The organism is Flavobacterium sp. Root935, assembly GCF_001429295.1.
In the GTDB taxonomy this organism is placed as follows: Bacteria; Bacteroidota; Bacteroidia; order Flavobacteriales; family Flavobacteriaceae; genus Flavobacterium.
Genome location: NZ_LMJL01000007.1, coordinates 771,373 through 796,795 on the forward strand (window position 1 = coordinate 771,373; position 25,423 = coordinate 796,795).

20 protein-coding genes are annotated in these 25,423 nt (G+C 33.7%); 10 read left to right on the plus strand and 10 right to left on the minus strand.

Translation table 11 applies throughout. The features are described from left to right. Positions 1–1,716, minus strand: a 1,716-nt coding sequence (aspS, locus tag ASE40_RS04860) for an aspartate--tRNA ligase (protein ID WP_057115718.1), incomplete at its 3' end; no start/stop codon positions are given. Positions 1,717–1,873: 157 nt separating this feature from the next. On the opposite strand from aspS, the gene ASE40_RS04865 reads away from it, so the two are divergent. Both ASE40_RS04865 and ASE40_RS04870 read left to right on the plus strand, forming a co-directional pair. After that, positions 1,874–2,869 carry a TlpA family protein disulfide reductase gene (locus ASE40_RS04865; RefSeq protein ID WP_057115720.1) on the plus strand — a complete coding sequence of 332 codons (996 nt, stop codon included), beginning with the start codon at positions 1,874–1,876 and terminating at the stop codon, positions 2,867–2,869. Between the two features lie 221 nt (positions 2,870–3,090). Continuing rightward, the gene (locus tag ASE40_RS04870) at positions 3,091–3,438 is read left to right on the plus strand and encodes a toxin-antitoxin system YwqK family antitoxin (protein ID WP_057115722.1); all 348 of its coding nucleotides are present in this window, start codon (positions 3,091–3,093) and stop codon (positions 3,436–3,438) included. A 51-nt stretch (positions 3,439–3,489) separates the two neighbouring features. Here the strand turns inward: ASE40_RS04870 and ASE40_RS04875 are convergent, their stop codons facing one another. The 7 genes from ASE40_RS04875 to ASE40_RS04905 all read right to left on the minus strand — a co-directional run bounded on the left by ASE40_RS04875 (position 3,490) and on the right by ASE40_RS04905 (position 13,878). Continuing rightward, the gene (locus ASE40_RS04875) at positions 3,490–4,602 is read right to left on the minus strand and encodes a PepSY-associated TM helix domain-containing protein (protein WP_057115724.1); all 1,113 of its coding nucleotides are present in this window, start codon (positions 4,600–4,602) and stop codon (positions 3,490–3,492) included. A gap of 211 nt (positions 4,603–4,813) precedes the next feature. Beyond that, positions 4,814–6,364: a PepSY-associated TM helix domain-containing protein gene (locus tag ASE40_RS04880; protein ID WP_057115726.1), complete on the minus strand. Its 1,551-nt coding sequence runs from the start codon at positions 6,362–6,364 to the stop codon at positions 4,814–4,816. A 5-nt stretch (positions 6,365–6,369) separates the two neighbouring features. Beyond that, positions 6,370–6,672: a hypothetical protein gene (locus tag ASE40_RS04885; protein ID WP_057115728.1), complete on the minus strand. Its 303-nt coding sequence runs from the start codon at positions 6,670–6,672 to the stop codon at positions 6,370–6,372. A gap of 20 nt (positions 6,673–6,692) precedes the next feature. Then, on the minus strand, positions 6,693–7,025 hold the full coding sequence (locus ASE40_RS04890) for a hypothetical protein (RefSeq protein WP_057115731.1): 333 nt from the start codon (positions 7,023–7,025) through the stop codon (positions 6,693–6,695). Between the two features lie 58 nt (positions 7,026–7,083). Further along, complete coding sequence (locus tag ASE40_RS04895) at positions 7,084–9,567, minus strand: TonB-dependent receptor (RefSeq protein WP_057115734.1); 2,484 nt, start codon at positions 9,565–9,567, stop codon at positions 7,084–7,086. A gap of 216 nt (positions 9,568–9,783) precedes the next feature. Beyond that, positions 9,784–11,031 (minus strand): 2-oxoglutarate dehydrogenase complex dihydrolipoyllysine-residue succinyltransferase, encoded by a 1,248-nt coding sequence (gene odhB, locus ASE40_RS04900; RefSeq protein ID WP_057115736.1) that lies wholly within the window; start codon positions 11,029–11,031, stop codon positions 9,784–9,786. Positions 11,032–11,103: 72 nt separating this feature from the next. Next, the gene (locus ASE40_RS04905) at positions 11,104–13,878 is read right to left on the minus strand and encodes a 2-oxoglutarate dehydrogenase E1 component (protein WP_057115738.1); all 2,775 of its coding nucleotides are present in this window, start codon (positions 13,876–13,878) and stop codon (positions 11,104–11,106) included. A gap of 116 nt (positions 13,879–13,994) precedes the next feature. Between ASE40_RS04905 and ASE40_RS04910 the strand changes: the two genes are divergently transcribed. Beyond that, positions 13,995–14,546: a hypothetical protein gene (locus ASE40_RS04910; RefSeq protein WP_057115741.1), complete on the plus strand. Its 552-nt coding sequence runs from the start codon at positions 13,995–13,997 to the stop codon at positions 14,544–14,546. Between the two features lie 51 nt (positions 14,547–14,597). Then, on the plus strand, positions 14,598–15,173 hold the full coding sequence (locus tag ASE40_RS04915; RefSeq protein ID WP_057115743.1) for a hypothetical protein: 576 nt from the start codon (positions 14,598–14,600) through the stop codon (positions 15,171–15,173). A gap of 28 nt (positions 15,174–15,201) precedes the next feature. On the opposite strand, the gene ASE40_RS04920 is transcribed toward ASE40_RS04915, so the two are convergent. Both ASE40_RS04920 and ASE40_RS04925 read right to left on the minus strand, forming a co-directional pair. Beyond that, positions 15,202–15,555: a hypothetical protein gene (locus tag ASE40_RS04920; protein WP_057115747.1), complete on the minus strand. Its 354-nt coding sequence runs from the start codon at positions 15,553–15,555 to the stop codon at positions 15,202–15,204. A gap of 50 nt (positions 15,556–15,605) precedes the next feature. After that, the gene (locus ASE40_RS04925; RefSeq protein WP_057115750.1) at positions 15,606–16,580 is read right to left on the minus strand and encodes a polyprenyl synthetase family protein; all 975 of its coding nucleotides are present in this window, start codon (positions 16,578–16,580) and stop codon (positions 15,606–15,608) included. Between the two features lie 266 nt (positions 16,581–16,846). On the opposite strand from ASE40_RS04925, the gene ASE40_RS04930 reads away from it, so the two are divergent. The 6 genes from ASE40_RS04930 to ASE40_RS04955 all read left to right on the plus strand — a co-directional run bounded on the left by ASE40_RS04930 (position 16,847) and on the right by ASE40_RS04955 (position 25,362). Next, complete coding sequence (locus ASE40_RS04930; protein ID WP_057115752.1) at positions 16,847–17,368, plus strand: YceI family protein; 522 nt, start codon at positions 16,847–16,849, stop codon at positions 17,366–17,368. 109 nt (positions 17,369–17,477) lie between these two features. Beyond that, on the plus strand, positions 17,478–18,077 hold the full coding sequence (locus ASE40_RS04935) for a TetR/AcrR family transcriptional regulator (protein WP_057115993.1): 600 nt from the start codon (positions 17,478–17,480) through the stop codon (positions 18,075–18,077). A 95-nt stretch (positions 18,078–18,172) separates the two neighbouring features. After that, on the plus strand, positions 18,173–19,507 hold the full coding sequence (locus ASE40_RS04940) for a TolC family protein (RefSeq protein ID WP_057115754.1): 1,335 nt from the start codon (positions 18,173–18,175) through the stop codon (positions 19,505–19,507). 9 nt (positions 19,508–19,516) lie between these two features. Further along, entirely contained in the window at positions 19,517–20,584 is a 1,068-nt protein-coding gene (locus ASE40_RS04945; protein WP_057115756.1) for an efflux RND transporter periplasmic adaptor subunit, read from the plus strand. A 90-nt stretch (positions 20,585–20,674) separates the two neighbouring features. Further along, positions 20,675–23,851, plus strand: a complete 3,177-nt coding sequence (locus tag ASE40_RS04950) for an efflux RND transporter permease subunit (RefSeq protein WP_057115758.1) — start codon at positions 20,675–20,677, stop codon at positions 23,849–23,851. A 260-nt stretch (positions 23,852–24,111) separates the two neighbouring features. Next, positions 24,112–25,362, plus strand: coding sequence for a TCR/Tet family MFS transporter (locus tag ASE40_RS04955; protein ID WP_057115761.1), 1,251 nt, complete (start codon positions 24,112–24,114; stop codon positions 25,360–25,362). The last annotated feature ends 61 nt before the right edge of the window (positions 25,363–25,423 follow it).

Genomic DNA, 25,423 nt, shown 5'->3' on the forward strand with positions numbered 1-25,423 from the left:
TTGTGCATCGTCAATTGCTGCAGGTGCATCAATCATAACATCACGTCCAGAATTGTTTTTAGGGAAAGCAATAAAATCTCTAATAGTTTCTTGACCTCCTAAAATAGCAACTAATCTATCCAATCCAAAAGCTAAACCACCGTGAGGAGGCGCTCCGAATTGGAAAGCGTCCATTAAGAAACCAAATTGCGCTTTTGCTTCTTCTTCGGTAAACCCTAAATATTTAAACATTAACTGCTGCGTAGCTTTATCGTGAATACGAATAGATCCTCCGCCAATTTCGTTTCCGTTTAAAACCATATCATAAGCATTTGCACGAACTTTTCCTGGTTCTGTTTCTAGCAAAGCCATGTCTTCTGGTTTAGGAGAAGTAAATGGGTGGTGCATAGCATGATAACGTCCGCTTTCTTCGTCTAATTCTAATAATGGAAAATCTACAACCCATAGTGGTGCAAATTCTTCTGGTTTACGCAATCCTAAACGAGTTGCTAATTCCATACGAAGTGCAGAAAGCTGTGCACGTGTTTTGTTTGCAGGACCTGAAAGTACAAAAATCATATCTCCCGGATTTGCTTCTGTAGCTTTTGCCCAGTTTGTTAAATCCTCTTGATCGTAGAATTTGTCTACAGATGATTTAAACGTTCCGTCTTCGTTGCATTTTACATACACCATTCCTGATGCTCCAACTTGCGGACGTTTCACCCAGTCAATTAACCCGTCAATTTCTTTACGAGTATAATTTCCTGCTCCAGGAACTGCAATTCCGACAACTAATTCGGCACTATTAAAAACTGGAAACTCTTTATGCTGTGCAAATTCGTTTAATTCGCCAAACTTCATTCCGAAACGGATGTCTGGTTTATCATTTCCGTATGTTTTCATGGCATAGTCGTAAGTAATTCTAGGGAATTTATCTACTTCAATACCTTTAATTTCTTTTAATAAATGTCTTGTCAAGCCTTCAAAAACATTCAAAATGTCTTCTTGTTCTACAAATGCCATTTCGCAGTCGATTTGCGTAAATTCCGGCTGACGGTCTGCGCGTAAATCTTCATCACGGAAACATTTCACGATTTGGAAATATTTATCCATTCCTCCTACCATCAAAAGTTGTTTGAAAGTTTGCGGCGATTGAGGCAAAGCATAAAACTGACCTTCGTTCATACGGCTTGGTACAACGAAATCTCTTGCTCCTTCTGGAGTAGATTTAATTAAATAAGGAGTCTCTACTTCGCAGAAATCTAAATCTGATAAGTATTTACGAACTTCCATTGCCACTTTGTGACGGAATAATAAACTGTTTTTTACAGGATTTCTTCTGATATCTAAATAGCGATACTTCATTCTAATATCTTCTCCACCGTCAGTTTCATCTTCAATTGTAAATGGAGGAGTTAAAGCAGTATTTAAAATCGTTAGTTCAGAAACTAAAATTTCGATTTCACCAGTTGGAATGTTTTTGTTTTTAGCTTCACGCTCAATTACAGTTCCTTTTACTTGAATAACAAATTCTCTTCCTAGAGTTTTAGCCAATTCAAAAACTGTTTTATCGGTACGGCTTTCATCAAAAATAAGTTGTGTAATTCCGTAACGGTCACGTAAGTCAACCCAATTCATAAATCCTTTATCGCGTGACTTTTGTACCCAGCCCGCTAGAGTAACTTCCGTATTAATATTTGAGGCATTTAGTTCGCCGCAATTATGACTTCTATACATGATGCAAATTTTAGACTGCAAAAGTAAACACAAAATTCAAATTAATATAGTAAAGTGATAAGTTGATGTAGAATAATTTTAAATATTTTGTTAATTCTTAAATCACGAAGCTTTAAATTCTTTAGTTTTGAATCATTAAAAACAAATTTAAATACCTATGAAAAAACTTTTTGTTGCAGGGTTGGTAATTTTTAATGCTTTGAATGTTATTGGTCAAAGTAAAAATTCGATTAAGTTCACGGCTAAAATATCAAATAGAAACAGTGACACTTTAGTTATTAAAGGAAAAGATAATTTTAAGCAAGTAATTCCAATCAATAAAAAAGAGGTTTTTACTGCGGCTTTTGATGCTCCAAAAGGATTTTATATGTTTTCTGATGGAACAGAATCTTCAAATTTATATTTAAAACCAAATTCTGAAGTTAATCTGACCATGAACGCTAAAGAATTTGATGAGACTATTATATATAAAGGTAAAGGTGTAGATGAAAGTAACTTTTTGGCGCAGCAAGCTTTAAAAGATGAAAACTTTCAGAAAGATGCTTTTTCTAAAGAATCAGGGGAATTTACAGCATTACTTGATGCTAAATTAAAAGCAGATACAGAAAGTCTTGAAAAAGGAAATTTTGACCCAGAATTTAAAACAGCACTAAAACGTAGTTTTGACGGTTTCCACCAATATGCTGCTGAAGAATATGAAAGAGCTGCAAAAGCTAATAAAATGGTTGGAAAAGCTTCTCCAGATTTTAATTACGACAACTTTAAAGGCGGAAAAACAAAACTGTCTGACTTAAAAGGGAAATATGTTTACATCGACCTTTGGGCAACTTGGTGCGCGCCTTGTAGAGCTGAAATTCCGTATCTTCAAAAGATTGAGGAAAAATATCACGGGAAAAACATTGAATTTGTAAGTATCTCTATTGATAAATTGAAAGACAATGAAAAATGGAAAAAGTTTGTGACAGATAAACATCTGGGAGGAACACAGCTTTTTGCAGATAAAGACTGGGAATCTGAGTTTGTCGTTAATTATGGTGTAACTGGAATTCCGAGATTTATCTTAATTGATCCACAAGGAAATGTTGTGAAGTCTGAAGCGCCTAGACCATCTGATCCTGAACTTGATAAACAGCTAAGTGCATTATTGAACTAAATTATTTACGAAATTTATAACGTTATCGTAAATTAGAGTTTTTTCTAAAACACCAGTAAAACCAGTGCTTGAGCGCTGGTTTTTTTATTGTTAATACTTTTCCAATGTTAAGTTTTTATTCAATGTTACCAAATTGTTAAGCAAAAGTTTGTTTAATGTAAAGTATTAACTATATTTGATAACAATTTGATAACATTCAATAACATTTAATACCTAAAGATATGAAAAAGTGTGTGATTTTAGCGGCTGTGTTATTCTCTGGAATTCTAACAGCACAAGAAACAAAACCTGAATTGGAAGCTGTTGGAAATAAAGTAAAAGCTACTTACTATTATGACAATGGAAAAATACAGCAGGAAGGCTTTTTTAAAGATGGAAAATTGGACGGTGTTTGGGTATCTTATGATGAAAACGGAAATAAAACTGTAGTAGGTGAATATGCAGATGGATTAAAAACTGGAAAATGGATGTTTTTCAATGAAAAAAATCTTTCTGAAGTAGCTTATGTAGACAGTAAAGTTAGTTCTGTTAAGAATTTACAGAAAAACCCTGTAGCCAATAGAAATTAATTAAAAAGATTTATTGAGATAAATAAAACCGTTCTTTTCAGAGCGGTTTTTTTATGCTTTAGATTTTTTGCTTTTGTATTTTCTTCCGTACCAAATAATAAATCCAGTTGCAGGAAGCGCTGCAACAAATAAGCTTGCTATAAAAGCAATAATTTTTCCGGGTAAATCTAATATTTGGCCGGTGTGAATTCCGTAATTCATTTCGACAATCTGTAATCCCAGAGTTTTGTTTTCAAAAGGTTGTTTATCAATTAATTTCCCATCATTTGGATGAAAGTAATAATTGCTTTGATGATCGTATCTTAACGTGTGCGGATAAGCGCCTGTACTAATAATATCTCCTTTTTGCTGCGGGATTAATACAAAAAACATTTCGGCATCTGGCTGTAGTTTTGTGGTTTGAAGATATGCACGGTCTATTGCTGTAATTGAATTGGTTTTTAATTGAGTTGTGTCAATTACAGGAAGTTTTGTTTCGAGTATTTTGTCGCCGCCAAAATTAAATGTTTTGTAAATTCCGTCGCCAACCCATTCATAAGTAAAGGTAAGTCCGGTAATGGCTAAAATTAATGCTATAATCAAAATGTAAAAACCAGAAGTATTATGCCAGTCGTAATTTACCCGACGCCATTTTGCAGACCATTTTACCGTAAGACTTCTTTTAAGGTCAGACCTCTTTTTAGGCCACCATTGGATAAGTCCAGAAATTAATAACAGAATAAAAATAATGGTCGCGCCGCCAATAATATGTTTTCCAATATAATCGGGAAGGAGTAAATACAAATGAATGTATTCAACAATAATAAAAAAATCTGTTTCTGGATTTTCGGTTTTTAAATATTTACCTGTGTAAGGATTGAAATAGAGGTATAAATTTTCAGTTTCAGAATAAGTATAAACAATCGCTGAACGGTTTTTGCCGTAATAAGAAACCATGCTCGTTTTATTCTTCGGAACAATCTCTTTTGCTTTTTTTTCTAAAACAGAAGGCAGTATAAATGGTTTGTTTTGAGGTTCAACCAATCGCCATTCTTTTCTTGTAACATCTTTTATTTCATCATGAAAGCAAAAAATACAGCCTGTAATACTGATTATAAAAACAATAAGCCCAGAAATTAATCCGAGCCATTTATGCAGAAAACGTATTTTGGTTTTGAATCCCATTTTTGATTAAAAGCGTAAAAGTAGGCTCAAAACTTATATGGGACAAATTATTGTAGATTATTTTATTTGTTATGGATGTTTATGCAAAAGATTTAGATAGCGCAAAGACGCTAAGGCACAAAGTTTTTTGCGCGGATTCTACAGATTTTTGTTTTGTTCACTTTAATTAAAAAAAAACTATAATTCTTATAATCTGTGGAAAAAAAAATAATTAAGCAACCGCTTTTTTAGGTTTTAAATGGTAGGCAACGTATAATGAAATCGAAGCCAGGAAAATCCAGAAAACATCAATAAAGAAAATTTGAATTTTGTTGTTTAAGAAAGATGTCCAAAACCAATCTCCTGAAACAATTCCGTTGGTAATTGGAATTAAAAACCCTAAAACACTTCCTGAAATTAAACAGAATTTATTGGTAAAAGCATCGTTCTTTTTAATGATAAAGAAGATTGCAAGTAATAACCATCCGCCAAAATAAAGCATAAATAGATTCGATTGGCTCAACGGATAGAAAATTTTACTTCCAATAAAAGCCAAAGCAGTAATTGGATACATGCTCAAACAAATAGCCAGATAAATGCGAACAACAGCTGCATTGAATCGTCTTTTCTTTTCAGGCATATTATTTTTCTGTCTTGCAATCAGCCAAATCATAACTCCAGAGATAATTACAAAACAGGTAATAATTCCTAAAATAAAGCTCACGATTTTTAAAGCATATCCGCCATAATCACCAAAGTGAATTCGGTATAAAACATTTTTTACGATGTCTAAATAATTGGTTTGAGAGATTGGATCTTTTTTAGCAATTTCTTTTTCATCAGCAATTCGGTAAATGACCTTTCCAATTCCAGTAAATTTTTTGTGACTTAAAAGTTCTCCTTCAACTAAAACATGCATATTCGCATCGCCGTAGTTTTGAATAAAAACGCGTGTGATTTCAAAATCAGACCAATTCTTTTTTGTTTTTGCAACCAGTTCATCAATGTTAAAAGGAGCTGCTAGTTTCTTATTTTTAAATTTATAATCAGGGTCTTTATATTCTAATTCTTTATACAATTTATCTTGATCGCCATTGTATAGAGCCATTACTGCGGGAGCTACGATCAAAAGTTTGATCATAAAGAAAGCACCTGTAACTGCATATACGAATTGAAATGGTAAACCAATCATTCCAAGCGCCGTGTGAGCATCTGTCCAAAGTGTTTTTAATTTTTCTTTCGGACGGAACATATAAAAGTTAGATACAATTTTTTTCCAATGAAGCAATACTCCAGTTACAATTGCGAATAGGAAAAATAGAGCTGTAAAACCTGAAAGATAATATCCTATTGGATAAGGAATTTGTGCTAAGAAGTGCAAACGATATAATAGCTCACCTAAAGAATAGGATTCTTCATAAGTAAAAGATTTAAAGTTTTTTGTGTTTAAATAAAAAAACTGTCCTTCTTTTTGCTTGGCTGGAGCCAGAGTATCTTTGGTCCCTTCCATATAAACAGCTACTCTTTCTTCTGTAGAAGGCTTAGAAATAGTAATATTTCTTCCGTGCAAAACATATTTTTTATCAAGATGCTGCAGGGCTTTATCGTAGTCTAACTGAATTTCTCTTGTAATTGCTGTAGATTCACTTCTTTCCCAATTAATGATATCATCTCTAAAAAAAGAAAAAGATCCAGCAAAGAAAATTACAAAAAGGACTACACTGATAACGATTCCGCTGACAGTATGAGTATGAAAATAGATATTGTAATGACGGTTGTTCATAAATATTATTTTGCCGTATGGTTATAAGTTTGACCCAGATAAATAAAAAGACAAAAAAGTAAAGTCAGCAGGATGTAAATTCCCCAGATTTTCCAGCCGCTTTTGGCTAAAAATGCAATTACCATTAAAGCAACCCAAACAATAAAACCAGTAAAAGCCATTGTTATTAAAACATCTGCACGACTAAACCAAGAAGCTAAAGCCAAATGAAATGTAACAGAAACAAAGTAACCTCCTAAAATAGCAGCTGTTATTTTGGTAAAACGAGGCCAAAATGAAGGATTTAAATATTTTGAATTTGCCGGCATATTTTAATTTAATAAGGTTTCTAATTATAATAAAGTTCTAGGAATGCAACTATAATCAAGATTGCTAGAAGTGCTTTACTGTTTACTTTTTTTAATGGTGTAAGTATGATGATTAAACTTCCAACTGTCATTAGCTGAACAAAAAACATCAAAGTACCACAGCCTAAAGACTGAGTAAAAAGCCACATCAAATAAGCAGATAATAAAAGGGCTAGTCCGATGATTTTTGTCTGTTTTGGATTTTTCTGCATCCATTTTTCAAAACCTAAATCATAAGACAAAACCGCTCTTTTTGAAGTATAATAAAGCGTATAAAAAGCTAGAAAAACGATAAGGCTGGCAATTGTTATCATAATTTTAGAAATTTAAAAACCACCTTTCTCTTGCAAAAAAGGTGGTTGAATGTTTTTATTAAAATCTGTATGAGAAGTTTGCTGCAACAGTTCTCATATTTCTTGGATGAATTGTAGACCAACCATCGTAAGTGTCAACATTAGTAATATTGTCTAATTTTAATGTCAAGGTATATTTTTCAGTTCCGTAGAATACTGATGAATTTAAAACAGTGTAAGAAGGTAATGCAAACTGACCTATAACATTTCTGTTCATGATTAAGTTTTTATCAGCATAGTTTCCTCCAAAACCTAAACCAAAACCTTGTAAATCTCCTTGAGGGAATTTATAACTTGCCCAAAGATTTGCTAAATTTCTTGGTCCAGAACTTTCTGGTCTTTGTCCTACAAACGATGGATCTCCAGCGTTTAAGATAGCATCAACATAACTGTAACCAGCAACGATGTTTAAACCAGCAACTGGATTTGCCACGAATTCTGCTTCAAAACCTTTGTTTCTTTGTGCTCCATCTTGGAAAGCTGTTTGAGTTGTTGCACCGTAAATTACGTAAACTTGATCTTTTACTTGAATGTCATAGTAGCTGAATGTTGCGTAAAGTTTATCTTGAAACACGTTTAATTTTGTTCCAATTTCGAATTGGTTAGCATGCTCTGGTTTAAAAGTTCTTGGACGTGTAGATCCATCAGCTAAAATTTCTGTTACTGGAGCAGAATTAGCGAAACCATCCATATAGTTTGCAAAAATCGAAACTTTATCAAGAATTGGCTGGTACACTAAACCAAATTTAGGAGAAAAAGAAGTTTGATTAAAATCATCATCTTTTGTTGCTACATTTCCAGCAGTAATAAAACGGTCCACACGTAAACTTGCCATTGCAGACAAAGCAGGAGTAAAGTTAAATACATCAGAAACATAAGCACTGTAAACTTCTTGCTTTGTTCTATTCATGCTAATTCCTGCATTAGCGATAAGAGCGTCAGTTCCTGCTTTAGTTAGATTTCCATTATCTCCATTTGTAATATATTTAGCGGGGTCTGTAATTTGGTATAAATACTGATTTACAGTTGCTACATCTAGATTACCAATGTAAATATTACCATTTGTTACATAATTTGAACTATTGTCAATTAATCCTCTATTAAAGTAATCCAAACCAGCAACGATTCTGTTTCTCATGTTTCCAATTTTGAAATCGCCAATGAAGTTTTGCTGAATGTCAGTCGTAAGTGTTGTTGAATTTTGGTAATTCATATAACGTGATAAAACAATTCCTTCACTTATCTCATCAGGAGCATATTGCGTGCCTTCGTAGATGTAAGAATAGTATCCTTCAGATGACGATGAACCTCTTGAAACTACAGTCTGCGAAGTCCATTGATCATTAAATTTGTACATCATTTGACCTTGTAAGTTGTATGATGGTGTTTCAATTGCAAGTTCATTACTAGTGTAAGAACGTTTATTATCATAACCTAATTCATCCATATTATGAACTCTCAATACAGCACCTCTATCTAAAAATAACATAGTAGGGTTAGTCTGTTTGTTGTTCATAAATTCTGTATTGATGAAAAACGAAAGTTTGTCACTAACTTGGTATGATAATGATGGTGCAAAAAAGAATGATTTTTTGAATCCTGCATCTTGAAAACTATTTTCTGTGTGGTAAGCTGTATTTACACGGAAATTAATTTTGTGCTCTTCGTCTACTGGAGTATTAACATCTGCAGTAACTCTGTTTAAACCATTACTTCCAGCAGTATAACTAACCTCTCCACCAAAATGATCGTAAGGTTTTTTTGTAGTTAAGTTAATTAAACCTCCGTAAGAGATTAAGCTGCTTCCAAATAAAGTTCCAGATGGTCCTTTGATTACTTCAATTTTATCAATGTTTGCAGGATCTAAACCTCCGTTTGATAATCCTGGTAATCCATTAATCATAGTTGGCTGTACAGCAAATCCTCTTAACGAAAAATATCCTGCACCGTCACCTCCACGACCCGTAGAGGCCCAAAGCGGTGTTAATCCTGGAGCATTTTTTAAAGCGTCATCAATATTTGTAACAACTTGCTCTTTTAAAAGTTCGCTTGTAATTGTAGTATATACTTGTGGATTTTCAAGATTTTTAAGAGGTAATCTTGAAACTTGTTGTGTTTCTTTACGAGCAAATGTGTTTTTTTTAGCATTTCCATTTAAAACAATTTCATCTAATTGTTCTGAATTTGAGCTAATAATAAAATCTTCAACTAAATCATCACCGTTATTTAAGGTAATACTTTTTTCTTTTGATGAGTACCCGACAGCAGAAACTCTAATTACGTAGTTTCCTGGTTTAAGATTTTTAATTTCATAAAAACCATTGCTATCTGTATTGGTTCCTATTTTGGTTCCTTTTAATGATACCGAAACATTATCAGCAGCTTCATCATTGGATAAACTAATTTGACCTTTAATAGTTGCTTTTTCCTGTGCAGAAGCTATTGTGCCCGCTAATAAGAAAAAACAAAAACTCAAAAAAGAAATTGTAAATTTAGATTTCATTTTTATTTAGAATTGATTTTAATAGCGCAAATTTACATGTTGAATATAAATCATGCAAGTTTGTTTTTATTTATTCTAAATAAAATATTTTTAAAGGGTAAAATTTACATTTGTTTGAAAAATTAACAAATTAAGGAGATTTTAAGCTAATATTAAGCAAAAAAAACCTGTTCGTATTAATGAACAGGTTTTTTGTATAGCAGAAAATTATTATAATTACAATTCTAAAGCACGTTTAGCATCGCCATTCATTAATAATTCTACTGGATTTTCTAAAGCCTCTTTTACAGCAACCAGGAAACCAACAGACTCACGTCCGTCGATAATTCTGTGATCGTAAGAAAGTGCTACGTACATCATTGGGTGAATTTCAACTTTACCGTTTACAGCGATTGGACGCTCGATGATGTTGTGCATTCCTAAAATTCCTGATTGAGGAGGGTTGATGATTGGAGTACTTAACATACTTCCGAAAACACCACCGTTAGTGATTGTGAAAGTTCCTCCAGTCATATCATCAACTGTAATTTGACCATCACGAGCTCTTAAAGCTAATCTTTTGATTTCAGCTTCGATACCACGGAAAGTCAATAATTCAGCATTACGAACCACAGGAACCATTAATCCTTTTGGTCCAGAAACTGCGATTGAGATATCAGCAAAATCATAAGCGATTTTGTAATCACCATCCATCATTGAGTTCACATCTGGGTATAATTGTAAAGCTCTTGTAACTGCTTTTGTAAAGAATGACATAAAACCTAAACCTAAACCACCGTGTTTCGCTTTGAAAGCATCTTTGTATTCATTACGAATTTGGTTGATTGGCGTCATGTTTACTTCGTTGAAAGTAGTAAGCATAGCAGTTTCATTTTTAGCTGAAACTAATCTTTCTGCTACTTTACGACGTAACATTGATAATTTTGTACGCTCAGTTCCACGGCTTCCACCAGTTGGAGTTCCCATAGAAGGCACTGCATTTACAGCGTCATCTTTAGTGATTCTTCCGCCTTTACCAGTTCCAGAAACTGTTGCTGGAGCAATATTTTTTTCGTCTAATATTTTTCTTGCCGCAGGAGATGGAGTTCCGGCTGCATAACTTGTTGCTGCTGGAGCCGCTTTCGGTGCCTCAGCTTTTGGCGCTTCAGCCTTCGGAGCTTCCGCTTTTGGTGCCTCAGCTTTAGGAGCTTCAGCCGCTGGAGCTGTTGCATCACCTGCTGGTTTTGCAGCATCTGTATCAATTAAACAAACTACAGCACCTACTGCAACTGTATCACCTTCTTCAGCTTTTAGTGTAATTACACCGCTCATTTCAGCAGGCAATTCAAGAGTAGCTTTATCTGAATCTACTTCAGCAATAGCCTGATCTTTCTCTACATAATCTCCGTCTTTTACTAACCAAGTTGCAATTTCAACTTCTTTTATTGACTCCCCTGGTGATGGGACTTTCATTTCTAAAATCATCTTTGTTTTTGTTTAAGGTTTTTATGGTTTTAATCCCGATAGCTATCGGGACCGAAACTTGAAACATTTTTTTTATCTAAATAAATTTTTATCGAATACCATTCTAATTGCATCTGCATGACGACGTTTTGCACGTGTATAACTTCCAGATGCTGGCGCAGCGTAAGCTTTTAACGAAGCTAATCTCCATTTTACTAGATCAAAGTTCATTAACATAAAACTGTAAGCTCCCATGTTTTTAGGTTCTTCCTGAGCCCAAACATAATCATCAGCATTTGGATATTTTGCAATGATTTCTTTAATCTGCTCAACAGGGAAAGGGAACAATTGCTCGATACGAACAACTGCAACATCATTTCTACCATTGTTTTCTCTTTCTGCAGTAATGTCATAGTAGAATTTACCAGTAACAAAAACTAAAGTTTTTACTGCTTTTTTATCTACTGTATTGTCGTCAATTGTTTCTTGGAAGCTTCCGCTTGCCAATTCTTCAACTGTAGAGACACATCTTGGATCTCTTAATAAACTTTTTGGAGAGAAAACTACCAAAGGTTTACGGAAATTAGTTTTCATTTGTCTTCTTAACAAGTGGAAGAAGTTAGCTGGCGTTGTACAATCTGCAACATACATATTTTGTCTTGCACAAAGTTGTAAGTAACGTTCCATTCTTGCAGAAGAGTGTTCTGCACCTTGTCCTTCGTATCCGTGAGGCAATAATAAAACAATACCGTTTTGGTTGTTCCATTTGTCTTCACCACATGAAATATATTGGTCAATCATGATTTGGGCTCCGTTAGAGAAATCTCCAAATTGTGCTTCCCAAATAGTTAATGCTTTTGGATTAGCCAATGCATATCCGTAATCAAAACCAAGAACTCCATATTCAGATAAAAGAGAGTTGAAAACGCCGAATTTTCCTTTTTTGTTTTCGATAGCATCTAAAAGAATTACTTCTTCTTCAGAATCTTCAACTTTAACTACAGCATGGCGGTGAGAGAATGTACCACGCTCTACGTCCTGACCAGAAATACGAACGTCAAATCCTTCTGTTAAAAGTGAACCGTAAGCTAGAGCTTCTGCAGTTCCCCAATCGATAGTGTTGTTGTCGTATCCTGCTTTTCTATCCGTAACAATTTTAGTTATCTTGTTAATGAATTTCTTGTCTTCTGGTAATGTTGAGATTGTATTGATGATAGAATCTAATCCTTCTTTACTAAAAGTAGTATCTACTTTTTGAAGCATTTGTGTATCAGTTACCTGAACAAATCCATCCCATTCGTTTTTCATGAATGGAGTTATGATTGTTAAATCTTTTTTACGAGAAGCTTCTAAATTTTCTTCTAAAGCAGATTTGTATTCTTTTTCTAAAGCATTTACATAAGATGCATCGATTACGCCGTCAGACAATAATTTTTCAGCATAGATATCTCTTGGATTCTTATGTTTAGCGATGATTTTATATAAAACCGGCTGCGTGAAACGAGGTTCGTCACCTTCGTTATGACCGTATTTTCTGTATCCTAATAAGTCGATAAAGACGTCACGTCCAAACTGCATTCTGTAATCTAATGCAAAAGATACTGCATGTACAACAGCTTCAGCATCATCAGCATTTACGTGTAAAACTGGTGAAAGTGTAACTTTAGCAACGTCTGTACAATAAGTAGAAGAACGAGCATCTAAATAGTTAGTCGTAAAACCAACTTGGTTGTTAATTACAATGTGAATTGTTCCTCCAGTTTTATAGCCGTCAAGCTGGGCCATTTGGATGATTTCATACAAAATACCCTGACCTGCAATTGCAGCATCTCCGTGAACGGCGATAGGTAGTACTTTTGAAAAATCTTCTGGGAAATATTTATCTTGTTTTGCTCTTGTAATTCCTTCAATTACAGCTCCAACAGTTTCTAAGTGAGAAGGGTTTGGTGCTAAATTGATATTGATGCTTTTTCCAGATCTTGTTTTTTTGTCGGCAGTAAGACCTAAGTGGTATTTTACGTCACCATCAAAGTATTCTTGATCGTAATCTTTTCCGTCAAACTCACCAAAGATATCTTGAGTAGATTTTCCGAATATGTTTGCCAAAACGTTCAAACGGCCACGGTGAGCCATTCCCATTACGAATTGTTCAACACCTTTTTCTGCAGCCTGCTCAATTAAAGCATCTAAAGCTGGAATAATAGATTCTCCACCTTCTAGTGAAAAACGTTTTTGTCCAACATATTTAGTATGAAGGAAGTTCTCGAAAGAAACAGCTTCGTTTAATTTATTTAAGATCGTTTTCTTTTCTTCTGTAGAAAAATTAGGCTGATTATTATCAACTGCTAATTTATCCTGAATCCATTTTACAACACCAGGATTTCTAATGTACATATATTCAATACCAATATGCTGGCAGTAAATAGCCTTAAGGCGATTTACGATATCTTGTAAAGAAGATGGTGCCATTCCAATTGTTTGTGCAGCATCAAAAACAGTCGAAAGATCTGCTGTAGATAATCCGAAGTTTTCGATATCCAAAGTTGGAGATGAAGTTCTACGGTCACGAACTGGATTTGTTTTTGTGAATAAATGCCCGCGCGTACGGTATCCGTCAATTAATTTAAGAACGTTGAATTCTTTCTTTAGTTTTTCAGAAATCTGACTGTAATCTGTGTTGTCGCTAGTCACGTACTCAACTATAGTCTGCACTGGATTTTCGTCGTTATAAGTAGTCATTCCAAAGTCAAAACCTTGAAAGAAACTTCTCCAGCTAGGCTCAACGCTGTCTGGGTTTACTAGATATTGATCGTATAATTGTGCAAAAAACTCGGTATGCGCTGCGTTTAAAAATGAAAACCTATCCATAATATGAGTGAATATACTTTTTGTTATATAGAAAGGCAAAAGTACAACAATCACATTTATTTAAATCTTTTTTTTACGTACTTTTACGTAAAAATTTGTTAAAATAAACGTTAACTATGAATAAAATTCAATTTTCAATCGATTGCAGATATTTATTTGTGATTTTGACAGCCTTATTCTCAAGTTATTCTATTGCACAACAAAAATATGTTATTGACAACAGTAATCATTTCTGGGAAAAAGTACAATTTGGCGGCGGATTAGGTTTAGGAATTGGTTCTGGTTATACTGATATTTCTGTAATGCCAAGTGCCATTTACAATGTTAACGAAATTGTTGCCGTTGGTCTTGGTTTACAATTTGGTTACTTAAACTCAAGAAACTATTATGAATCGTATGTTTATGGCGGAAGCGTAATTACGCTTGTAAACCCGATTCCTGAACTTCAATTATCCGCAGAGTTAGAGCAGGTTCGTGTTAACACAGATTATGATTCTACACCATACAGGCCAAGTTATTCTGATAATTTTTGGAACACCGCTCTTTATCTAGGTGCAGGTTACAGAACTGGAAATGTAACTATTGGTGCGCGCTACGATGTTTTGTACGATCCAGACAGAAGTCTTTACGGATCTGGATTTATGCCTTTTGTGAGGGTGTATTTTTAAGTCGCTAAGGTTCTAAGATGCTAAGATTCTAAGATTTTTATTCTGACATTAATGAAAAAATATATTTTAATAATTGCTTCAATTTTACTTTTGAGTTGTAATGACTCTGCAAAAAAGGATACTAAAAATAGAACTGAAAATATAAAAAAAGTAAAAAAAGAATTAAAACCTTTTTTTGATTCTGATCAAATTGAACATTATTATTTGAATTTTTCTGAAGATGATTTTTTCAAACTTATAAGGAAAGATAATAAAACTGAAAAAGAGCTTGAATTAAGCGATTTATTTTCGGGTTATTATCCCGATAGTATTCCAACAGAAGATTTTGAGAAAATTTTACTGAAACACAATTATAAGAAGTCAAAATTAAGCATTAAACAACAGAAAAAGATTGAATCTGTATTTAGTGAAAAAGATTTGCCAATTCCAGATGCAGCTGCTTGTATTGCAGAATATAGGGATATTTTTATTTTTAAAAAGAGAGGAAGAATAATTGGTATTTCAAAAATTTGCTTTGTATGCAATCGATTCCAGATTATAGGAAGTAAAATAGACGTAAGCGTATTTGGTTTTCCCGACGAATTAGATAAATTAAATAAAATTGTTCGCAAAGAAGAAAAGCCTTAACAGCTTAGAATCTTAGTAACTCAGAACCTTACTTATAAAAATTTCGAAACCATACTTTCTGCCATTCTCTTTTTAAAATTAAGAAAGCAACTTGTTCAGCAAGAATGACTAAATCTGAACCGTCAAGTTTTTTGATTTCGATTTCAGAAACATCAATTATATAAAGAAGGTTCAAATATTCAGCAAACTTGTACTGAATCATTCTGTAGATTTTTTCGTGAAGTTGGATTTTTAATTCGTCAGGTGAAATGCTAAGCGGAAAATCAATTCCTTCATTTGCCAAATTAAAATCTTTATTAATCTGCTCAATCAAGTTTAAATATAAAGTCTCTGCCTGAGCTTGCTCTAAAAGTGCTTCTGTACTAGTTGGTGCTACAAACATGAGATTTTAGATATTAGATTGTTGATTTTAGATTTATTGAAAACTGATTACTAAACCTTACGGCCCATTAAATTTTCGCCGAAAGTTCTTAAAACATTTTTCTTTTCAGCATTAATTTCCATTTTTTCTAAAGTTTCAAAAGCTTTAAACGTATACATTTCGATTGCTTCTTGTGTTGCTTTTGAAGCTCCAGATTCATTAAAAATGGCTTTTGCAGTTTCTATTTTTTCTGAATTATCTTCTAATTGTAAACTGAATAATTTTTCTAATTCTTGAGCTTTTTCTGTAGAAGAAAACTCTAAAGCTTTTAGATATAAATAGGTTTTTTTGTTTTCAATAATATCGCCTCCAACTTGTTTTCCAAAAGTTTCAGGGTCACCAAAAGCATCTAAATAATCATCCTGCAATTGGAAAGCCAATCCTAAATTAAGTCCAAAATCATAGATTAAATCAGCTTCTTTTTCAGAAGTTTTGGCAACAATTGCACCCATTTTCATGGCAGCGGCAACCAAAACAGCTGTTTTGTATTCAATCATCTTTAAATATTCGGGAATCGTAACATCTTTACGAGTTTCGAAATCAACATCCCATTGTTGTCCTTCGCAAACCTCAAGAGCAGTTTTACTAAATAATTTTGCCAGGTTTCTAAAAACTATCGGTTCGTATTGTTCAAAATATTGATAAGCTAAAATAAGCATGGCATCTCCTGAAAGTATTCCAGTATTTAGATCCCATTTTTCATGAACTGTAACTTGTCCTCTTCGCAAAGGCGCATCATCCATAATATCATCATGAACCAGCGAAAAATTATGGAAAACTTCAACGGCCATTGCAGCTGGAAGTGCAGCATCGTACTCGGTATCAAAAACTTCAGCAGCCATTAAAGTTAAAACAGGACGTATGCGTTTTCCGCCAAGTCCTAAAATATATTCAATAGGTTCGTAAAGGTTTTTAGGTTCTTTATGTATGTCTTGTTTTTTAAGATAACTAATAAAAAAATCATGGTACTGGCTAATATCGTGCATAATGAAATTCTGATTTACGAGCCTCAAAGATACAATTCAATTATGAATTTTCGCTTTCTAAATTTCATTTGCTGAGAAAACATTAAAATTTAAAATAAAAAGGACTAAGAATGAATTTGTTAAAATATTTTTTAAAAAACTTGGAAACTTTTTTGGTATTTACAGTTTCCTGTCTATATTTGCAGCATCAAAATGGAAACTTGAAACACTGTGAAAGTTTCCGTAAGAGTTTGGATAATTTATAAACTCATTAAAATCAGTTATTTATGAAAACAACATGGACTTTAGATTCTACTCAATCAGATGTTTTAATTAAAATGAGACATTCGATAATTGCCTATTTAGGAGGAACTACGAACAAATTTGGCGGTTATGTGAGCTTAGAAGACAATGAAATTGAAGATGCATCGGTTGAATTTTCACTTGATATTAATAATAAAACTGAAAGCTTTCAGCAAATTGACACCAATTTACAGCTTCAGGATTTTTTTGATGTAGATGAGCATCCAATCATTAGTTTCAAATCGACTTCATTCCAAAAAGTAAATAACAATATCAATTTCTTTAAGGGAGATTTAACGATAAAAGATGTTACGAGAGTTGTAGAACTTGATGCAGAATTTATAGGAGTGAATACTTATAATGGAGAGAAAAAAGTAGCCTTTGAAATTAAAGGTGAAATTAAGCGTCAGGACTTTGGCTTAGATTATAATTCTTTTCATCATAATGGGGGCTTAGCTCTTGGAAAAGACATTAAGCTAATCGCTAATCTTGAATTTAGCATATAAATCTTACATGTAGGAATAATTTAATGTAAAATTATTACAAATATTACGGAAACTATTTTTTAAATTTTAGTTTCCTAATTATATTTGTATGGCAATTGGGAAAATTAAAATGAAAGAGAAAATCATAGCAAAAGCCAGTGAGCTTTTTTTAAAGCTCGGCTTTAAAAGTGTTACAATGGATGATATTGCAGGAGAAATGTGTATTTCGAAGAAAACGATTTACAAATATTTCTGTAATAAAGAGGTTTTGATTGAAGAGAGCACTTCAATGGTACACAGACAGGTTCATGAAATTATGGATACCATTGTTGCTAAGAATTATAATGCTATACACGAGAATTTTGAAATTAGAGAAATGTTTCGTGATATGTTTAAAAACAATACGGATACTTCGCCTATCTATCAGTTAAAAAAACATTATCCAGAGATTTATCAAAATATTTTATCTCACGAAATTGAGCAATGCACACAATGTTTTAGAGATAATATTGAAAAGGGAATACGAGAAGAGCTTTACAGACCAGATTTAAATGTAGAAATCTATGTGAGATTTTATTACACATTGATCTTTCATATTAATGAAAATACAGTTTCTGAAAGTGAAGCACAAAGAATAGAGTTAGAAGCATTAGAATATCACACTCGTGCAATGGCAACAGAAAAAGGAGTGCAAGAATTAGAAAAACAGCTTAAAAAAATTATCAATTAATTATTATTCAAAACTATTTGTCATTATTGTTAGAGAGCGGGAAGATAATAATGGCGATACTATCTCAAAATTTAAAAATAAATATTTAACTACATATGAAACGAATAGTTCTTATAGTTTTGTGCACAATTGGCTTATCGGCCAACGCACAAGTAACCACTTTAACCTTAAAAGACGCTGTTAGCTACGCGCTTGTAAATAAAGCCGATGCTAAAAAAGCAAAACTTCAGGTTGAAAACAGTGAATACCAAATTCAAGAAGTACGTTCTAGAGCGTTACCTCAAATTAGCGCAAATGGAAACCTAACTTATAATCCGGTAATTCAAACAACTGTTATTGACGGAGCCGCTTTTAATGCACCAGGAACTACAATTCAGGCAGCATTTGGTCAAAAATGGACTTCGACTGCAGGGCTTTCTTTAACTCAGGCAATATTTGATCAATCTGTTTTTACAGGATTAAAAGCAGCAAGAACTACACGTGAGTTTTATCAAATAAACGATCAGTTAACAGAAGAACAAGTTATAGAAAGAGTTGCAAATAATTACTATTCTGTTTATGTACAAAAAGAAAGATTGGTTTTGTTAGACAGCAATTACGTAAACACAACTAAAGTTCGTGATATCGTAAAAGGGCAATTTGATAACGGTTTGGCTAAGAAAATTGACTTAGATCGTATTATTGTAAAAATGTCAAATATCGATACAGAACGTCAGCAGATTAAAAACCAAATTGCTTTACAGGAAAATGCTTTGAAGTTTTATATGGGAATGCCTATTGAAACTCAAATCGCGATGCCAAAAGAAGAATTTGAAGTTGTTCCTGCTGCATTAACTGAAGAACCAAATATCGAAAACAGAACAGAATATCTGCTTTTGAAAAAACAAGAAGAGCTTTTAGTCTATAATAAAAAAGCTGTTGAAGCTGGATATTATCCAACACTTTCATTAACTGCTGGGTACAACTATATCGGTCAAGGTCCGGAATTTCCTTGGTTTGCAAAACCAGATAAAGGAGTTTACTGGTCAGATTTCTCAGCAATTGGATTAAATCTGCATGTGCCAATCTTTACAGGTTTTGGAACTCGTGCTAAAGTAAGACAAGCTGATGTTCAAATTAGAGAACTTCAGGAAGATATTAAAGACACCAAACTTTCACTTGATTTAGATTATAGAAACGCCATTACACAAATCAATAATAATTTGGTAACAATCGAGAATCAAAAAGAAAACATGCGTTTGGCATCTGAGATCCTTAGCAATACTAAAAACAATTACCTTCAAGGTTTAGCATCTTTAACCGATTTGTTAGACGCTGAAAATGCATCACTTGAAGCTCAAAACAATTATACAAGAGCAGTTTTAAATTATAAAATTGCCGAAATATCTCTAATCAAATCGAAAGGCGAACTTAAATCTCTTATTAAATAACTAATTACAATGAAGAAAATAATTATAACAATCGTAATCATAGCCGTAGCATTTTTCGGGATTAGCTACATATTAAATAAAAATAAGAAAGAAAACGAAGGTAAAACTGCAATCGTAGCAGAGAAAAATGCTGCTGTTTCCGTAAAAGTTGCAACAGTTAAAACAGAAGATGTTAATCTTGGTTTTACTGCAAACGGAAACTTTGCACCAATTCAGGAATTAACTTTCTCTGCAGAAAAATCTGGAAAAGTAATTAGTGTTTTAGCAAAAGAAGGTGACTACGTAAGAGTAGGACAAACTCTTTTAACAGTAAGAGGTGACGTTATTAATGTAAACGCGCAACAAGCTCAGGCAGTTTATCAAAATGCAAAATCTGATTATGCGAGATACGAAAATGCTTTTAAAACAGGTGGTGTTACAAAACAACAATTAGATCAGGCAAAATTGGCTTTGACAAATGCTCAGTCTAATTTGACACAAGCAAATATTAATGTTGGAGATACTAAAGTAAAAGCACCAATTAATGGATACATCAATAAAAAATATATTGAGCCAGGTTCTATTTTAGCTGGAATGCCTGCAACTGCTTTGTTTGATATCGTAAACGTTTCTAAATTAAAATTGGCAGTTACAGTAAACGAAAGCCAAGTAGCAAGTTTAAAATTAGGAAATACAGTAAACATTACAGCAAGTGTTTATCCTGATAAAACATTCTCTGGAAAAATCACTTTCATTGCTTCAAAAGCAGATGCTTCATTAAATTTCCCAGTTGAAATTGAAATCACAAACAATGCTAATAACGACTTAAAAGCAGGTATGTATGGAACTGCAAACTTTGGTTCAAACAACCAAAAACAAAACTTGAAAGTGGTTCCGAGAAATGCATTTGTTGGAAGTGTAAGCAGCAACGAAATTTTCGTAGTTGAAAATAACGTGGCAAAATTGAAAAAAGTGGTTGCTGGAAGAATCTTAGGAGACAAGGTTGAAATCATCAATGGTTTGAATGACGGAGATACTGTAATTGTTACAGGTCAAATCAATTTACAAGACGGAAATACAGTAGAAATTATTAAGTAATTGTACGCTTTAAGCCGTAAGCAATAAACTTTAAGCCTTAATAAAAGCCTAAAGCCTACAGCGTATAGCCTACAGCAAAAAACAACATATATGAAATTAGCCGAAATATCCATAAAACGTCCGTCGTTAGTAATTGTATTGTTTACAATTCTGATTCTTGGTGGATTGTTCAGTTACAGCCAATTAGGCTACGAGCTGATCCCAAAATTCGAAACCAATGTTATTACGGTTTCAACTGTTTATCCGGGCGCTTCTCCAAGTGAGGTTGAAAATACCGTAACAAAGAAAATTGAGGACGCGATTGCGTCTTTGGAAAATATCAAAAAAATTGACTCGAAATCTTATGAGAGTTTATCTGTAGTGTCAATTACATTGCTTTCTACTGCAAATGTTGATATTTCGATGAATGATGCGCAGCGAAAAATTAATGCGATTTTGAGTGATTTACCAGATGATGCTGATCCGCCTTCGTTAACCAAATTCTCTTTGAGTGATTTACCAATTATGACGCTTGGTGCGAATGGTAAAATGGACGAAGCTGCTTTTTATGATTTGATTGATAAAAAGATTGCTCCAGTTTTATCTCGTGTGCAAGGTGTTGCCCAGGTAAACATTATTGGTGGGCAGGAACGTGAGATTCAGGTAAATCTTGATGCTGTTAAAATGCAGGGTTACGGACTTTCTGTTCCTCAAGTACAGCAGACAATTTTAACTTCGAATCTGGATTTCCCTACAGGTAACATCCAAACTCGTAACCAAAAAATATTAATTCGTTTAGCGGGTAAATATAAAAATGTTGATGAATTAAGAAATTTAGTAGTTTCTTCACAAAACGGAATTCAAGTTCGTTTAGGAGATATTGCTGATGTTCAGGATACACAAAAAATCGCGGAAAAAATTGCGCGTGTTGATCAAAAAAGTGCAATTGTACTTCAAATTGTAAAACAATCAGATGCAAATGCCGTTGCGGTAAGTGAGCAGTTGGTTAAAACAATCAAAACCTTAGAGAGCGATTACAAATCAGCTCAATTGAAGTTAGATGTCGCAAAAGACAGTACTATATTTACACTTGAAGCAGCAGATTCTGTTGTACACGATTTATTAATTGCGGTTATTCTGGTAGCATTTGTGATGTTGTTCTTCTTGCACAGTATTAGAAACTCATTGATTGTAATGGTATCTATTCCTGCCTCTTTGATCGCTACATTTATTGGAATCTATTTATTAGGTTATACCCTTAACTTAATGAGCTTACTTGGTTTATCTCTTGTTGTTGGTATTCTTGTGGATGATGCCATCGTGGTATTGGAGAATATTTACCGACACATGGAGATGGGTAAAAGCCGAATTCGTGCGTCTTACGACGGAACTGCCGAAATTGGCGGTACAGTAACCTCGATTACATTAGTAATTGTGGTGGTATTCTTGCCAATCGCAATGAGTACAGGATTGGTATCAAACATTATTACGCAATTCTGTGTTACGGTAATTATATCTACAATGTTCTCATTGTTGGCTTCATTTACTATTATTCCGTGGTTATCTTCACGTTTTGGAAAATTAGAGCATATTGAAGGGAAAAATCTTTTCGGTAAAGTTATCCTTGGATTTGAAAGCTATTTAACTCGTTTTACGAACTGGGTATCAAACTTACTAAACTGGTGTTTAGATCATTATGTTAAAACAATTGTAATTGTATTAGTAATGTTCTTTGGTTCTATCTTCTGGTTAATGGGAGGTGGATATATTGGAGGAGAGTTCTTCGCATCATCTGATAGTGGTGAATTCTTAGTACAAATCGAGATGCCAAAAGATGCTTCGTTAGAGCAGACTAACTTTATGACGCAAAAAGCAGAAGCTTTCTTAAAAGGAGAGAAGTATGTTTTCAGTCAAATTACAACTGTAGGACAAACCAGTGAAGGTTTAGGAGCTGCTCAGGCAACTGCTTACAAAGCTGAGATCGATGTTAAAATGATCGAGCAAAAAGATCGTACAGATGATGCGAACGTTTATGCTGCTAAAACAAAGCGTAAGCTGGAGAAAATCTTAGTTGGAGCTAAAGTAAAAACAGTTCCTGTAGGTATCTTAGGTACTGCTGAGGATGCAACTTTAGGTTTGATCGTTACAGGTCCAAACGTAGAAAGTGCCATGAAATTTGCAAAATTAGCTGAAGCTGAATTACGTACAATTCCTGGAACAACTGAGATCAAATTAACAGTTGAAGACGGAAACCCAGAGATTAACGTTCAGGTTGATAGAGATAAAATGGCTGCTTTAGGACTTACACTTCAAACGGTAGGTTTAACAATGCAGACAGCTTACAGCGGTAATACTGACGGTAAATTTAGAGCAGGTGAATACGAATACGACATCAATATCAAATACAACGAATTTGATAGAAAAAACATTACCGATGTTAGTAATTTGATTTTTATAAACAACGCAGGTCAGCAAATAAAATTAAATCAGTTTGCTACAATTACAGAAGGTTCTGGACCGAGTAAATTAGAGCGTAGAGATAAAACAGCTTCTGTAACCGTACAAGGACAGAACGTTGGGGTGCCAGCCGGAACAATTGTAACACAATGGCAGGAAAAATTAGATAAATTACAAAAACCAACAGGTGTTAACTACATCTGGGGTGGTGACCAAGAAAACCAATCAGAAGGTTTTGGTACATTAGGAATCGCATTATTAGCGGCTATTATTTTGGTTTACCTTGTAATGGTTGGTTTATATGATAGTTTCGTTCACCCGTTTGTTGTATTGTTTGCAATTCCGCTTTCATTTATTGGAGTATTATTTGCACTGGCATTAACAAACAACACATTAAATATCTTTACAATCTTAGGGGTCATCATGTTGATTGGTCTGGTGTGTAAGAATGCGATCATGCTTGTCGATTATACCAATCAGCGAAGAGCTGCTGGAGAATCGATCAGAACAGCATTAATCCAAGCAAACCACGCACGTTTACGTCCGATCTTGATGACAACAATTGCGATGGTATTTGGTATGTTCCCAATTGCATTAGCATCTGGAGCTGGAGCAGAATGGAAAAATGGATTAGCTTGGGTAATTATTGGAGGTTTGATTTCTTCATTATTCCTAACGTTAATTGTAGTTCCTGTAATCTATGATATCATGGAGAAAATCATTAGAAAATTCTCTAAAGGAGAAAAAATCGATTACGAAGCTGAAATGGTTGCCGATTATGAGCATACAGAATTAAGCGAAGACGGTTTTAATCCGAAACATACTCATTAATAGTTTTGATTTTCAATAGAAATTCCAAAGTCCGAAATTGGAATTTCCCCATTAAAATCCCAAGTTCCTTCAATTAGGAATTTGGGATTTTTTTGATTCTTGAAAAATATAGAGATAATTTTAAATCATTCAATAATGAAATTCAAGTCTTTCAAATTGGAAATTGGAATTTTAGTATTGGAATTTTAACCTTGAGATTTGGATTTTTTCTATTGTTAATTTAAAAATATGTTTATTTGCATCACCTTACTAAACTTACTATGCTACAAAAAGATAAATCTGCAGCAATTGGTTTTATTTTCATAACCATGTTAATTGATATTACAGGGTGGGGAATTATAATTCCCGTAATTCCAAAATTGATTGAAGAATTGATTCATGGAGATATCAGCGAAGCCGCAAAAATTGGCGGCTGGTTAACTTTCGCATATGCGATCACACAATTCGTTTTTGCTCCAGTAATTGGAAATTTAAGTGATAAATTCGGAAGAAGACCAATTATATTAATTTCACTTTTCGGATTTTCTTTAGATTATATTTTACTGGCTTTTTCGCCTACAATTATCTGGCTTTTTATAGGAAGAATTATTGCAGGAATTACGGGCGCGAGTATTACAACTGCTTCTGCATATATTGCAGATGTCAGTACGGCAGAAAACAGAGCTAAAAACTTTGGATTGATTGGTGCCGCTTTTGGATTAGGATTTATTATTGGTCCCGTTATTGGCGGATTATTAGGACAATACGGATCAAGAGTTCCTTTCTACGCAGCAGCAGTTTTGTGTATGGTCAATTTCCTTTACGGATTTTTCATTTTACCAGAATCACTTAAAAAAGAAAACCGCAGACCTTTTGACTGGAAACGTGCTAATCCTGTTGGAGCTATTTTAGGCTTAAGAAAACATCCAACACTAATAGGTTTAATCGCAGCTATATTTTTATTATACGTTGGTTCTCATGCCGTACAAAGCAACTGGAGTTTTTTTACCATTTATCAGTTCAATTGGGATGAACGAATGATCGGAATTTCATTAGGAATAATTGGTCTTTTAGTTGGAGTTGTGCAAGGTGGATTGGTTCGTTTTATCAACCCGAGAATAGGAAACGAAAAAAGTATTTACATTGGTTTGGCGTTATATACAATTGGAATGCTGTTGTTTGCTTTTGCAACAGAAAGCTGGATGATGTTCGTATTTTTAATTCCATATTGTCTTGGCGGAATCGCTGGTCCAGCTCTACAATCTGTTGTGGCGAGTAAAGTTGCGCCAAGCGAACAAGGAGAAATTCAAGGGACTTTGACCAGTTTAATGAGCGCGTCTTCAATCATTGGTCCGCCTATGATGGCGAATACCTTTTATTTTTTTACACATAGTGATGCACCTTTTAAATTTGCCGGAGCGCCATTTATTTTGGGTGGAGCTTTAATGCTGCTAAGTACTGTTGTAGCTTATTTTTCGTTGAAAAAACATACTGTTCCCAAAATAGAAATTGATAATCAAGAAACAGTATAAAACTAAAAAAGTCTTCATTCTAATGGAGACTTTTTTATTTGGAATTTGGAATTTGGAATTT

Coding starts and splice junctions, on each gene's coding strand:
- ASE40_RS04905 (WP_057115738.1), bottom strand. CDS start 13,878: ATGGATAGGTTTTCATTTTTAAACGCAGCGCATACCGAGTTTTTTGCA.
- ASE40_RS04930 (WP_057115752.1), top strand. CDS start 16,847: ATGAAAACAACATGGACTTTAGATTCTACTCAATCAGATGTTTTAATT.
- ASE40_RS04865 (WP_057115720.1), top strand. CDS start 1,874: ATGAAAAAACTTTTTGTTGCAGGGTTGGTAATTTTTAATGCTTTGAAT.
- ASE40_RS04870 (WP_057115722.1), top strand. CDS start 3,091: ATGAAAAAGTGTGTGATTTTAGCGGCTGTGTTATTCTCTGGAATTCTA.
- ASE40_RS04920 (WP_057115747.1), bottom strand. CDS start 15,555: ATGTTTGTAGCACCAACTAGTACAGAAGCACTTTTAGAGCAAGCTCAG.
- ASE40_RS04950 (WP_057115758.1), top strand. CDS start 20,675: ATGAAATTAGCCGAAATATCCATAAAACGTCCGTCGTTAGTAATTGTA.
- ASE40_RS04955 (WP_057115761.1), top strand. CDS start 24,112: ATGCTACAAAAAGATAAATCTGCAGCAATTGGTTTTATTTTCATAACC.
- ASE40_RS04895 (WP_057115734.1), bottom strand. CDS start 9,567: ATGAAATCTAAATTTACAATTTCTTTTTTGAGTTTTTGTTTTTTCTTA.
- ASE40_RS04940 (WP_057115754.1), top strand. CDS start 18,173: ATGAAACGAATAGTTCTTATAGTTTTGTGCACAATTGGCTTATCGGCC.
- ASE40_RS04890 (WP_057115731.1), bottom strand. CDS start 7,025: ATGATAACAATTGCCAGCCTTATCGTTTTTCTAGCTTTTTATACGCTT.
- ASE40_RS04925 (WP_057115750.1), bottom strand. CDS start 16,580: ATGCACGATATTAGCCAGTACCATGATTTTTTTATTAGTTATCTTAAA.
- ASE40_RS04935 (WP_057115993.1), top strand. CDS start 17,478: ATGAAAGAGAAAATCATAGCAAAAGCCAGTGAGCTTTTTTTAAAGCTC.
- ASE40_RS04875 (WP_057115724.1), bottom strand. CDS start 4,602: ATGGGATTCAAAACCAAAATACGTTTTCTGCATAAATGGCTCGGATTA.
- ASE40_RS04910 (WP_057115741.1), top strand. CDS start 13,995: ATGAATAAAATTCAATTTTCAATCGATTGCAGATATTTATTTGTGATT.
- ASE40_RS04915 (WP_057115743.1), top strand. CDS start 14,598: ATGAAAAAATATATTTTAATAATTGCTTCAATTTTACTTTTGAGTTGT.
- ASE40_RS04885 (WP_057115728.1), bottom strand. CDS start 6,672: ATGCCGGCAAATTCAAAATATTTAAATCCTTCATTTTGGCCTCGTTTT.
- ASE40_RS04880 (WP_057115726.1), bottom strand. CDS start 6,364: ATGAACAACCGTCATTACAATATCTATTTTCATACTCATACTGTCAGC.
- odhB (WP_057115736.1), bottom strand. CDS start 11,031: ATGATTTTAGAAATGAAAGTCCCATCACCAGGGGAGTCAATAAAAGAA.
- ASE40_RS04945 (WP_057115756.1), top strand. CDS start 19,517: ATGAAGAAAATAATTATAACAATCGTAATCATAGCCGTAGCATTTTTC.